Annotated in this window: 13 protein-coding genes; 11 read left to right on the plus strand and 2 right to left on the minus strand. The window is 66.6% G+C overall.

From position 1 onward, the window contains the following. Window positions 1-104 precede the first annotated feature (104 nt). Window positions 105-770 (plus strand): TetR/AcrR family transcriptional regulator, encoded by a 666-nt coding sequence (locus EV560_RS30215; RefSeq protein WP_207908155.1) that lies wholly within the window; start codon window positions 105-107, stop codon window positions 768-770. A gap of 51 nt (window positions 771-821) precedes the next feature. Here the strand turns inward: EV560_RS30215 and aroQ are convergent, their stop codons facing one another. Continuing rightward, window positions 822-1,265 carry a type II 3-dehydroquinate dehydratase gene (gene aroQ, locus EV560_RS30220; protein ID WP_131859566.1) on the minus strand — a complete coding sequence of 148 codons (444 nt, stop codon included), beginning with the start codon at window positions 1,263-1,265 and terminating at the stop codon, window positions 822-824. Between the two features lie 168 nt (window positions 1,266-1,433). On the opposite strand from aroQ, the gene EV560_RS30225 reads away from it, so the two are divergent. Both EV560_RS30225 and hemN read left to right on the plus strand, forming a co-directional pair. Next, on the plus strand, window positions 1,434-2,123 hold the full coding sequence (locus EV560_RS30225) for a GntR family transcriptional regulator (RefSeq protein WP_248312272.1): 690 nt from the start codon (window positions 1,434-1,436) through the stop codon (window positions 2,121-2,123). Between the two features lie 221 nt (window positions 2,124-2,344). Next, the gene (hemN, locus tag EV560_RS30230) at window positions 2,345-3,694 is read left to right on the plus strand and encodes an oxygen-independent coproporphyrinogen III oxidase (RefSeq protein ID WP_131859567.1); all 1,350 of its coding nucleotides are present in this window, start codon (window positions 2,345-2,347) and stop codon (window positions 3,692-3,694) included. 224 nt (window positions 3,695-3,918) lie between these two features. Here hemN and EV560_RS35915 read toward each other — a convergent pair whose 3' ends face one another. After that, window positions 3,919-4,086: a hypothetical protein gene (locus EV560_RS35915; RefSeq protein WP_165923711.1), complete on the minus strand. Its 168-nt coding sequence runs from the start codon at window positions 4,084-4,086 to the stop codon at window positions 3,919-3,921. A gap of 194 nt (window positions 4,087-4,280) precedes the next feature. Here EV560_RS35915 and ccoN point away from each other — a divergent pair, with 194 nt between their 5' ends. From ccoN to ccoS, 8 genes are read left to right on the plus strand one after another with little or no spacing between them, the layout of a single operon-like run. Beyond that, entirely contained in the window at window positions 4,281-5,948 is a 1,668-nt protein-coding gene (gene ccoN / locus EV560_RS30235; protein WP_465247052.1) for a cytochrome-c oxidase, cbb3-type subunit I, read from the plus strand. A 10-nt stretch (window positions 5,949-5,958) separates the two neighbouring features. Next, window positions 5,959-6,729: a cytochrome-c oxidase, cbb3-type subunit II gene (ccoO, locus tag EV560_RS30240; RefSeq protein ID WP_131859568.1), complete on the plus strand. Its 771-nt coding sequence runs from the start codon at window positions 5,959-5,961 to the stop codon at window positions 6,727-6,729. Window positions 6,730-6,734: 5 nt separating this feature from the next. Then, window positions 6,735-6,893 (plus strand): cbb3-type cytochrome oxidase subunit 3, encoded by a 159-nt coding sequence (locus tag EV560_RS30245; RefSeq protein WP_131859569.1) that lies wholly within the window; start codon window positions 6,735-6,737, stop codon window positions 6,891-6,893. A gap of 2 nt (window positions 6,894-6,895) precedes the next feature. After that, window positions 6,896-7,780, plus strand: a complete 885-nt coding sequence (gene ccoP, locus EV560_RS30250) for a cytochrome-c oxidase, cbb3-type subunit III (RefSeq protein ID WP_131859570.1) — start codon at window positions 6,896-6,898, stop codon at window positions 7,778-7,780. Between the two features lies 1 nt (window position 7,781). Then, window positions 7,782-9,218, plus strand: coding sequence for a cytochrome c oxidase accessory protein CcoG (gene ccoG, locus EV560_RS30255; protein WP_131859571.1), 1,437 nt, complete (start codon window positions 7,782-7,784; stop codon window positions 9,216-9,218). Between the two features lie 34 nt (window positions 9,219-9,252). Beyond that, window positions 9,253-9,777, plus strand: a complete 525-nt coding sequence (locus EV560_RS30260) for a FixH family protein (protein WP_165923712.1) — start codon at window positions 9,253-9,255, stop codon at window positions 9,775-9,777. A gap of 4 nt (window positions 9,778-9,781) precedes the next feature. Further along, a complete protein-coding gene (locus EV560_RS30265) occupies window positions 9,782-11,986 on the plus strand; it encodes a heavy metal translocating P-type ATPase (RefSeq protein WP_131859573.1) in 2,205 nt (734 codons plus the stop codon). Beyond that, complete coding sequence (gene ccoS / locus EV560_RS30270) at window positions 11,983-12,180, plus strand: cbb3-type cytochrome oxidase assembly protein CcoS (RefSeq protein ID WP_131859574.1); 198 nt, start codon at window positions 11,983-11,985, stop codon at window positions 12,178-12,180. The genes EV560_RS30265 and ccoS overlap by 4 nt, the downstream gene beginning before the upstream one ends. The last annotated feature ends 34 nt before the right edge of the window (window positions 12,181-12,214 follow it).

Consider the following 12,214-nt stretch of genomic DNA (forward strand, 5'->3'; position numbering starts at 1 on the left):
GTACTAACTAGTTCAATTGGTCAAGCGAAATTAACTGCATGGTCCATTTCCCCTCGTTCGCGTTGGGCGATAGACCCGCGACCGGAAGCTTCGAGATGGAAGAGATGGCTCAGACCAAGCCTCGGCGGGCAGATAACGGCAGGAAGGCCTCGAGCTGGACGCAGGACCCGGAGGGCGTCCGCCGCGACATCCTCGCGGTCGCGCGCGCAGAGTTCGTCGAGAACGGCCTGAGCGGCGCCAGGGTCGACGAGATCGCGGCCAAGACCTCGACCAGCAAGCGGATGATCTACTATTATTTCGGCGACAAGGAGGGGCTTTACCGCGCCGTCCTCGAGGAGATGTACGCCCGCATCCGCAATTTCGAGCGCAGCCTCGATCTCGCGGCGCTGCCGCCGCGGGAGGCGATCGCGACGCTGGCGGGCTTCACCTTCGACTACCACGCCGACAATCCGGATTTCGTCCGGCTGGTCATGGTCGAGAACATCCACCATGCCCGGCACCTCGAGGACTCCGCCAAGATCGGCGAGCTCAACCTGTCGGCGATCGACATGATCCGGGAGGTCTATGAGCGCGGCCTGCGCGAGGGCCTGTTTCGCGAGGGGCTCGACCCGATCGATATCCACCTGACGATCAGCGCGCTCAGCTTCTACAATGTCTCGAACCGGGCCACGATCCGACAGGTCTTCGGGCACGATATGGGCGCGCCCGATGCCCGCGAGCGTCGGCGCGCGAGCACGATCGATACGGTGCTGCGCATGCTTTCCCGCTGATCTCGTTCCTATCGGGGTGATGAGCGGTTCCATGGCTCGCACGCGCCGGCTTCAGCTTCGCCCGACCAAGCCAGCCATGGCCTGAAGGGCCAATTCGTACCCCGCGGCGCCGAGACCGATGATGATGCCGGTCGCGGTCCGCGAGATCAGCGAGTTGTGGTAGATGCTCTCGCGCGCATGGACGTTCGAGATGTGCAGCTCGATCTTGGGTCCATCGAACATCTTCAGCGCATCGAGCAGCGCGACCGAGGTGAAGGTGTAGCCCGCCGGGTTGATGATGATGCCGCAGGCCTCGACGCGCGCCTGATGCACGCTCTCGACCAACTCCCCCTCGAAATTCGTCTGGCGAAAATCGACCTCGAAGCCGAGCGCGCCGGCCTTGTCCACGCAGCGCTGGCGGATCTCGTCGAGCGTGGTCGTGCCGTAGACGGCCGGCTCGCGCTGACCCAGCAGGTTCAGGTTCGGGCCGTTGAGAACGTAGATGCGGTTGTCCATGCCCGAACTCCTGCGGCCCCGACGAGGCCGTTGTCGCATCGGCTCAAGCGAATATCAACCGACAAAATCAGAATCATCTGATGATATAATTTTTATCAGATATAGAGCGATCCGACTTTGCGGTCGCCTCCTGCCGTAGTATCGGTCCGGAAAGATGCGAGCAGCGGCATGGTGGATGTAACGACGGACATGGTGGGCGAGGAGGTCGCGCCCGTCTCGACGGGCGAGCAGGCCTATGAGCGCATCCGCACGGACATCGTCTTCGGGAAGCTGCGCCCGGGCCAGCGCCTCACCCTGGAGAAGCTGCGACCTGCCTATGGCGTCGGCATCAGCACATTGCGCGAAATCCTGAGCCGCCTCACCCCCGAGGGGCTGGTCACGGCGGAAGGGCAGCGCGGCTTCCAGGTCGCCCCCTGCTCGGCAGAGGATCTGAAGGAGATTGCCGCCTTACGACTGCTGATCGAGAAGGACGCCTTGGCGAAGTCGTTCCTGGCCGGCGACATGGAATGGGAGGGCCGCGTCGTCGCGGCGCATCACAAGCTGGCGCGAATGGAGTCCGGCCTGCTCGCCGGGGACGATTCCATGACCCAGCAATGGAAGCGCTACGACTGGGAATTCCATCAGGCACTCGTCTCAGCCTGCGGCTCCAGGGCCTTGCTCGAGCTTCACTCCGGCATCTATGACCGCTACCTGCGCTACCAGATGGTCTTCGTGATCTTCCGCGGCCAGGTCGCGGCCGAGGAGCACAGGGCCCTGCTGGACTGCGCCCTCAACCGGGATGCCCCTCAGGCCGAAGCGCTCCTGGAGCGGCACATCCAGGGCTGCCTCGACTTCGCCTTCCAGCACCGGCTCATCTGAGCGGGAGAGCAGTACCGGGACCACTCCCGGCCTCGATAGCTGCGCGGGTTCACAGACCGCAACCTCGAAATCCTCGACGGCAGTCATCGATCGATGCCGCCTGGCGCGCCGGTGAGCGCGCGACACGCTCCGATTCCGTTATTGTCCTGAATCAAACGTCCGCCCCGCGAACGAGCCTAGGTTGCGCCCTCCGGAGCCATCGGCGAAGCGGAGGATGCGATTTGCCTAGGGAAGCAAGACTCGATCTGGACGAGCGCCTGCCGCGCTATACCAGCTATCCGACGGCGCCGCATTTCTCGGGCACCGTCGATTCGCGCGATTATGGCGAATGGCTCGCTGCGCTCGCTCCGGGAACGACGGCCTCGCTCTATCTTCACATCCCCTTCTGTCGCTCGATGTGCTGGTATTGTGGCTGTCATACGACCGTGGCCCTGCGCGATCAGCCGATCATCGACTACCTCGGCGCGCTCCGGCATGAGATCGAACGCGTGGCGGAACGGCTCGCCGCCCCGCTCGACGTGCGGCACGTCCATTTCGGCGGCGGGACCCCGACCATCCTCGAACCGAAGGATTTCCTCGCCCTGGCCGAGCTGCTCCGGAGCCGCTTCGTGATCGCGCCTGGCGCGGAGGTCGCGGTCGAAATCGATCCCCGCAGGCTGACGCGGGCGATGGCGGAGGCACTCGGTGCGGCCGGCGTCAGCCGCGCAAGCCTTGGCGTCCAGAGCTTCGACCCGCAGGTGCAGAAGGCGATCAACCGCATCCAGAGCCTCGAGCAGACGGCTTCCGTCGTCACGGGCCTGCGCGAAGCCGGCATCGGCCGCTTCAACTTCGACCTGATCTACGGCCTCCCCGAGCAGACCGTCCGCTCCTGCATCGACACCATCGAGCAATGCCTGCCGCTCCGGCCAGACCGCTTCTCCGTCTTCGGCTACGCGCATGTGCCGGGATTCAAGAAGCACCAGCGCCGGATCCAGGAGGCCGACCTCCCCGGCGGTACCGCGCGGCACGAGCAGGCCGAGGCGATGGCGGCGGCCCTGATGTCCGCCGGCTATGTCCGCATCGGCCTCGACCATTTCGCCCGCCCGGACGATGCCATGGCCAGGGCGAGCCTGGACGGGACCCTCCACCGCAACTTCCAGGGCTATACGACCGACGCTTGCGAGGCCCTGCTCGGCTTCGGCGCCTCGGCGATCGGCCGGCTCCCGCAGGGCTACGTCCAGAACGAGGTGGTGATCGGGCGCTATGGCGACAGCCTCGCTCAGGGTGCGCTGCCAACGGCGAAAGGCTACAGGCTCAGCGCCGACGACCGCCTCCGTGCCGAGTTGATCGAGCGCCTGATGTGCGACTTCACGGTCGATATCGCGGCAGTCTGCGCCAGGCACGGCACGAGCGCACACGCGCTCGCGGCGTCCGTCCCCCGCCTGCGTGCGCTCGCTGATGAAAGTGTCATCCGCTTTGACGGCTGCCGGGTTGTCATCCCGGAAGGGGTGCACCTATTCGTGCGCAAGGTCGCCTCGGCCTTTGACGCCTATCTCGACAGCTCGTCACGCCAGTTCAGCCGCGCCGTGTGACGACCGCAGGGCATCGCCCATGTCCTGTCCGACCTGAGACGCATCGACTGAAGAGCCATACACTTTCTCAGCTTCATCCAACTCGCCGCCGCTTTGCTCCGGAGGCGGTGAATGTCGGTTCTGCCTACAGCATTCTCGAGCGAAGCGGGCTTCAGCTCGCGTGAAGAAATCCGATAGAACAAAAACTTAGTGCGTTCTTGCGTTTCGAAGAAACGCGGAATGCTCTAGTGGGAGATGATCTCCCGCAGCAGGCTGAGAAGCCCGCGCAGGCGCAGCCAGAGCGTCAGGAAGACGCTTCGATCGAGATCATCAACTGGCGAATCCGATCGGCCGGCTCCTTGCCAGCGCCGCCGAAGTCGGTTCGTCCAGGCAGCTGGGATCTTCTCCGACATGACCGCAGCTCTCGGTTGGGATCGCCGAGCTTGCGCCAAACGTCAGGCGGCCGTCCTTGATCGGGATCAAATGCCGGCACAGTCGCGCCAGGGCGGCGCAGCGCCGGTTGATCTGAATCAAAGTCATTCCAATCGGGTCTCGGTACCGCTCGCATCGAAGCGCCATGGGGCGCGGCGAGCAGAAGAGGTGTCGCATGGCGGCGACTGGCTATCCGATCCGGCGAGCGACGCCAGGAGAAATGGGCGGCATGTTGCTGGCGGCGGCCGCGGTGCTGCCCCTGCTGATGATCGCGGGGATGACCTCCGATTCCGGCTACGCCTTCCATGCCAGCCTGTCGGCGGCCGCGGCGACGGCGAGCATCTTCCTGATCGCCAACCGCTGCTTCCGCCCCGGGCAGGTTCCGGCCCCGCTCGAGATCGATGGCCGGCCGAACTACAACATGGAGCCCGTCAAATTCGCGACCGTCGCCGCGATGGTCTGGGGCATCGCCGGCTTCGCGATCGGCGTGATCATCGCGTCGCAGCTCGCATTTCCCGATCTGAATTTCGATCTGCCCTGGGTCAATTTCGGCCGCCTGCGGCCGCTGCATACCTCGGCGGTGATCTTCGCCTTCGGCGGCAACGTGCTGATCGGCACCTCCTTCTACGTGGTGCAGCGTACCTGCCGGGCCCGGCTCGCCGGCGACCTTTCGCCCTGGTTCGTCATCCTCGGCTACAATTTCTTCATCGTCATCGCCGGCACGGGCTACCTGCTCGGCATCACCGATGGGAAGGAATACGCCGAGCCGGAATGGTATGCCGACCTCTGGCTGACCCTCGTCTGGGTCGTCTACCTGCTCGTCTTCCTCGGCACGCTGGCACGCCGCAAGGAGCCGCACATCTATGTGGCGAACTGGTTCTATCTCGGCTTCATCCTGACCATCGCCGTCCTGCATGTCGGCAACAACCTCGCCGTGCCGGTCTCGGTCCTGTCGCCGAAATCCTACGGGCTCTGGTCGGGCGTGCAGGATGCGATGTTCCAGTGGTGGTACGGCCATAACGCCGTCGGCTTCTTCCTTACCGCCGGCTTCCTCGCGATCATGTACTATTTCGTGCCGAAGCGGGCGGAGCGGCCGATCTACAGCTACCGGCTCTCGATCATCCACTTCTGGGCGCTGATCTTCCTCTATATCTGGGCCGGCCCACACCACCTACACTACACCGCCCTGCCCGACTGGGCGCAGACCCTGGGCATGACCTTCTCGATCATGCTCTGGATGCCCTCCTGGGGCGGCATGATCAACGGGATGATGACCCTCTCGGGCGCCTGGGACAAGCTGCGCACCGATCCGGTGCTGCGGATGATGGTCGTCTCACTCGCCTTCTACGGCATGTCGACCTTCGAGGGCCCGCTGATGTCGATCAAGGCGGTCAACTCGCTCTCGCACTATACCGACTGGACCATCGGCCATGTCCATTCCGGCGCGCTCGGCTGGGTAGCCTATATCTCCTTCGGCGCGATCTACTGCCTGGTGCCCTGGCTCTGGAACCGCAAGGGCCTGTATTCGCTCAAGCTGGTCAACTGGCACTTCTGGGTCTCGACGCTCGGCATCGTGCTCTACATCTCGGCGATGTGGGTGTCCGGCATCATGCAGGGCCTGATGTGGCGGGCCTATACCTCGCTCGGCTTCCTCGAATACTCGTTCATCGAGACGGTTGCGGCGATGAAGCCCTACTACGTCATCCGCGCGATGGGCGGCGTGCTCTTCCTGACCGGCGCGCTGATCATGGCCTTCAATCTCTGGATGACGGTGCGGCGCGGGGCGGAGGACGTCCCGCAGCGCGATCTCACGCCCCAGCCGCAGCTCGTCCCCGCGGAGTAAGGAACGCCCCATGTCGAGCCTCGACACCAACGCGCCCGAGCCGCGCAAGTCGCTCTGGTCAAAGCACAAGATCTTCGAGACGAACTCGATCATCCTGGTCATCGGCGTCCTGCTGGTCGTCTCAATCGGCGGCCTGGTCGAGATCGCGCCCCTCTTCTACCTGCGCAACACGATCGAGACGGTCGAGGGCATGCGGCCCTACACGCCGCTCGAGCTCGCCGGCCGGGCGATCTATGTCCGCGAGGGCTGCTATAACTGCCACAGCCAGATGATCCGGCCGCTGCGCGACGAGATCGAGCGCTACGGGCACTACTCGCTCGCCGCCGAGAGCATGTACGACAAGCCCTTCCAATGGGGCTCCAAGCGCACCGGCCCGGACCTCGCCCGCGTCGGCGGCAAATATTCCGACGAATGGCAGCTCGCCCATCTTAACCGGCCACGCGATCTCGTGCCGCAGTCGATCATGCCGGGCTATCCGTTCCTGGCTGCGACCCGGCTGAATTACGGCGATATCGCCGACCACCTGCGCGCCAACCGCGCCGGCGGCGTGCCCTATAGCGACGAGATGATCGCCCAGGCGGAGACCGACCTGAAGGCCCAGGCGACGCCGGACCATCCCCGCGCCGCCGAGCTCGAGGCCCGCCATCCCAAGGTCCAGATCCGCGACTTCGACGGCGACGCTCAGCGCATCAGCGAGGCCGACGCCCTGATCGCCTACCTCCAGACCCTCGGCACGCTCGTCGACTTCAAGATCTACGACGACAAGGCCAACATCCGGTGACCGCCATGACGACATCGACCTATGCCTGGCTCGCCCATTTCGCGCAGTCGACCGGCGTCCTCTACTTCATGGGCATCTTCCTCGCCGTCTGCATCTACGCCTTCTGGCCCTCCAACCGCGCGCGCTTCGAGGAAGCCGCCCGCACGCCATTGCGGGAGGACTGAGCATGGACGGGCATCACGACAGGGACAATTTCGACTCCGTCACCGGCCACTCGACCACCGGCCATGAATGGGACGGCATCCGCGAGCTCAACACGCCGCTGCCGCGCTGGTGGCTCGGCGTCTTCTACGCCACGATCATCTGGTCCGTCGGCTACTGGGTCGTCTATCCCGCCTGGCCGCTGCTGACGGACGCGACGCGCGGCGTCATCGGCTACGCGACCCGGCTCTCGATCGAGCAGGACCTCGCGACGCTGCGCGACTTCCGGGCAGCGCAGTCGAAGGGGCTCGCCGAGGCCTCGCTCGTGCAGATCAAGGCCGATCCCGACCTGTTCCGGGTCGCGATGGCGCAGGGCAAGGCTGCCTTCGGCGACAATTGCGCCGCCTGCCACGGCGTCGGCGGCGCGGGCGCCAAGGGCTTCCCCAACCTGAACGACGACGACTGGCTCTGGGGCGGCTCGCTCGACACGATCCGCACGACGATCCAGCACGGCATCCGCTTCGCCGGAGACGCCGACACGCGGGTGAGCCAGATGCCGGCCTTCGGCCGCGACAAGATGTTGACGCCCGGGCAGATCAACGATGTCGCCAACCATGTCCGCGCGATCGCCGGCCTGCCGACCCAGCCCAGGGCCGATCTCGCCGCCGGCGGCAAGCTCTTCGCCGAGAACTGCGCCGCCTGCCACGGCGAGGCGGGCAAGGGCAACCGCGAGATGGGCGCGCCGAACCTCACCGACGCGATCACGCTCTACGGCATGGACGTGGCCTCGCTCACCGAGACGATCACCAACAGCCGCAACGGCGTGATGCCCGCCTGGGGCGGGCGGCTCGATCCGACCACGGTCAAGGCGCTGACCATCTATGTCCATTCGCTCGGTGGGGGTGAGTGAGATGGCCGTCATCGACGCGGATGATCTGCCCCTCTTCGCACCGTCGAAGAAGGTCTATCCCCAGAGCGTGGCCGGCCCCTATCGCCGGGCCAAGTGGATCATCCTCGTCCTCTGCCTCGGCATCTATTACCTGCTGCCCTTCCTGCGCTGGGACCGCGGCCCCAACCTGCCCGATCAGGCGGTGCTGGCCGATCTCGCCAATAACCGCTTCTATTTCTTCTTCATCGAGATCTGGCCGCAGGAGATCTATTATTTCACTGGCCTGCTGATCATCGCCGCCCTCGTCCTCTTCCTGATGAATGCCGTCGCCGGCCGGGTCTGGTGCGGCTATCTCTGCCCGCAGACGGTCTGGACCGACCTCTTCCTCGCGGTCGAGCGCGCCTTCGAAGGCGACCGGCGCGAGCGGATCAGGCGCGACGAGAGCCCCTGGTCGCTCGACAAGGCCTGGCGCAAGACCGGCAAGCACGCGGTCTGGCTCGTCATCGCCTGGTGGACCGGCGGCGCCTGGGTGCTCTATTTCGCCGACGCGCCGACCCTGGTGCGGGAGCTCGCGACCTTCACCGCCCCGGTCTCGGCCTATGTCTGGATCGCGATCCTGACCTTCACCACCTATTCGCTCGCGGGCATCATGCGCGAGCAGGTCTGCACCTATATGTGCCCCTGGCCGCGTATCCAGGCCGCACTGACCGACGACGACGCGCTCAACGTCACCTATCGCTATGACCGCGGCGAACCGCGCGTCTCCGTGAAGCAGGCCCAGCGCCTGCGCGCCGAGGGCGTGCCGGCCGGCGACTGCATCGACTGCAACCAATGCGTCGCGGTCTGCCCGACCGGCGTCGACATCCGCGACGGCGCACAGGTCGGCTGCATCCAGTGCGGGCTGTGCATCGATGCCTGCAACACGGTGATGGCGAAGATCGCCTATCCGACCGGGCTGATCGCCTATGACACCGACGATAACGTCAAGCGCCGCATCGCCGGGCACAGGCCGGTCTACCGGCTGCTGCGGCTGCGCACGGCGATCTATGCCGCGCTCATCCTCGTCGTCGGCGGCGCGATGATCTACCAGCTCGCCACCAGGCAGACGGCCGGGATCTCCGTCCTGCATGAGCGCACGCCGCTCTTCGTCAAGCTGAGCGACGGCTCGATCCGCAACAGCTACACCATCCGCCTGCTCAACAAGCGACCGGAAGAGCGGCCCTTCGCCCTGACGGTGTCCGGCCTGCCCGGCGTCCGGATCGAGACCATCGGCCCTCAGGCGACGGCGGATCTGCGCCCGGTCGTGACGGTCGAGCCCGACTCGTCGCGCGAAATCCGCGCGCTCGTCACCGTGCCGGCCGACGTCCATCTCGAAAAGTCCCAGCCGCTCACCTTCACCGCCTCGGACCTGTTCGCCGGCGAGATCGTGCGCGCCGAGGATCATTTCATCGCACCTTAACGAGGGCTCCATGTCCTGCTGCGGAGGCTTCATCATGCCGATCGAATTACCGGCTTCACCGCCGCCCCGACCGCGGGCGCCTTTCAGGCTCGGCGGCCGCTTCGTCCTCGTCACGATGATCGGCTTCTTCGCCGTGGTCGCCGGCGCCAATGCCGTGATGATGACCGTCGCGATCCGGACCATGCCCGGCGTCGACGTCAAGAGCGCCTACGAGACGAGCCAGCGCTTCAACCAGGAGATCGAGCGGATGCGGGCGCAGGCCGCACGCGGCTGGCAGGTCGACGCCGATCTCAGGGATGACGGCACCGAGAGCGTGGTCGAGATCGCCTTCCTCGACAAGCGGGGCGTCCCCGTCCGCGGCCTCGATGTCGAGGCCAGGCTCGAACACCCGGCGACGCGCAGCCAGGACCGCGACGAGCACCTGACCGAAGCGGCGCCCGGGCGCTACCTCGCCCGCATGCGAGCGCTCCATGCCGGCGGTTGGACGCTCGCCATCACCGCCCGCCGCGACGGCGCAGCTGTCTTCGACACCCGCAGCCGTATCGTGCTGAGGGACTAGCACCATGGCCGCCACCCACGACCTCTCGATCTTCGTCCGCCATGGCGAGGGCGGCGTCGCCGGCATGGAACTCGCCGTCGACGGCATCCACTGCGCCGGCTGCATGCACAAGATCGAGCGTGGCCTCTCCCGCCAGTCCGGCGTGCTGAGCGCCCGCGTCAACCTGGCGCTGAAGCGCGTCACCGTCGAGTGGACCGAGGGAGCGCTGCGGCCGGAGGCGGTCATTGCCGGCCTCCAGAGCCTGGGCTTCAAGGCCTATCCCTTCCTGCCCGCCGAGGCGCGGGACGCCGACGCTCAGGAGGACAAGCGGCTGCTGCGCTGCCTCGGCGTCGCCGGCTTCGCCTCGATGAACATCATGCTGCTCTCGGTCTCGGTCTGGTCCGGCAATGGCGGCGAGATCAGCCCGGTCACGCGCGACTTCTTCCACTGGCTCTCGGCGCTGATCGCCCTGCCGACCGCGGCCTATGCCGGGCGGCCCTTCTTCGAGAGCGCGATCCGCGCCCTCAGGGCCGGCGGCGTCAACATGGACGTGCCGATCACGCTCGGCATCGTGCTGACGCTCGGCATGTCCGTGGTGGAGACCTGGAACCATGCCGAGAACGCCTATTTCGACGGCGTCGCGATGCTGCTCTTCTTCCTGCTGATCGGCCGCTATCTCGATCAGCTGATGCGCCGGCGCACCCGCGACCTCGCCGGCAATCTCGCCGCGCTCAAGGCAGAGACGGCGACCAGGCTCGGCGTTGACGGCGCGACGGTGGTGGTGCCGATCGCAGCGATCGCGCCCGGCGAGCTCGTGCTGGTCAGGCCGGGCGAGCGGGTCAGCGTCGACGGCATCGTCGAGGGCGGTTCCTCGGAGATCGACCAGAGCCTGGTGACGGGTGAGACTGCACCGGTCGCGATCTCTGCCAAGGGCCGCGTCCATGCCGGAACGATGAACCTTTCCGGCATGCTCACGGTCCGTGTCGAGGCGGCAGGCTCCGGCACGCTGCTCGACGAGATCGACCGGCTGATGGCGCAGGCGGTCGAGAGCCGCTCGCGCTATGTCAAGCTTTCCGACCGCGCCGCCCGGCTCTATGCGCCGCTGGTCCATGCCACCGCGCTCGCCACCTTCCTCGGCTGGGTCGCCTTCGGCCTCGCCTGGCAGCAGGCGCTGATCATCGCCATCACCGTGCTGATCATCACCTGCCCCTGCGCGCTCGGCCTTGCGATCCCGGCCGTGCAGGTCGTCGCAGCTTCGGCCTTGTTCCGGCGCAAGGTCATGTTGAAGCAGGGCGACGCGCTCGAGCGCCTCGCCGAGATCGACACGGTCGTCTTCGACAAGACCGGGACGTTGACCCTGCCCGAGCCCAGCCTCGCCAATCGCGAGGCGATCGATCCGGCAATCCTCGAGGCGGCAGGCAGGCTCGCCGCCGCCAGCCGCCATCCGCTGGCGCGCCCGCTCGCCTTCGGCGCCGGCGAGCCGCGCCCGCCCGAGGGCGTGCAGGAGCATCACGGCCTCGGCCTCAGCGCCATCGTCGACGGCACTGAGATGCGGCTCGGAAGCGTCGCCTTCTGTGGCGCGGAGCGCGAGGCGCGGGCCGTCGCCGCCGCCTATCCGACTGCCTCGCTGATCGCCTGGCGGCACGGCGAGCGCTGCGCCGTCTTCGCCGTCGACCAGGAGCTCCGGCCGGATGCGCGGGCGAGCATGCGGGAGCTGCGCGCGCTCGGGCTCGACATCGTCATCCTCTCGGGTGACAGGGAGAGCGCCGTCGCGCCTCTGGCGCGCGAACTCGGCATCGAAGTCTACAAGGCCGGGCAGCGTCCCGACGAGAAGCTCGCCGAGCTCGATCGGCTCGCCACGTCCGGCCGCAAGGTGCTGATGGTCGGCGACGGGCTCAACGACGCGCCCGCGCTGGCCAAGGCGTATGTCTCGATCTCGCCGATCAGCGCGACGCATCTGGCGCAGGCTTCGGCCGACATCGTCTTCCTCGGCGACGAGCTGGCCCCCGTCGCCGCCAGCATCCGCATCGCGCGAAAGGCACGCGGCCTGATGGTGGAGAACCTCTGGTTCGCGGTGCTTTACAATGCCGTTGCCGTACCGATTGCGATCGCCGGCTTCGCTACGCCGCTGGTAGCGGCCGTCGCCATGTCCGGCTCGTCGATCGTCGTCACGCTGAATGCGCTGCGCGCCTCCCGGCCCGCAGCCACTCCCTCGGAGCAGGCGCCATGAACATCCTGGTCCTGCTGATGCCGCTCGCACTCGGTCTCGGCCTCACCGGCCTCGCCGCCTTCTTCTGGTGCATGCGCACCGGCCAGTTCAGCGACATGGACGGGCCGGGCTGGCGCATCCTCGAAGATGACGATGTCGGCAGGGAGGGCGTGCTCGTCGAGGCGGCCGGAGCACAGCACCAGGATCGGTTATAGAGCTCACGCTTCTTGCTCGCGCTTGTGGCGAGCA

Source organism: Allobosea sp. BK604 (assembly GCF_004341515.1).
In the GTDB taxonomy this organism is placed as follows: domain Bacteria; phylum Pseudomonadota; class Alphaproteobacteria; order Rhizobiales; family Beijerinckiaceae; genus Allobosea.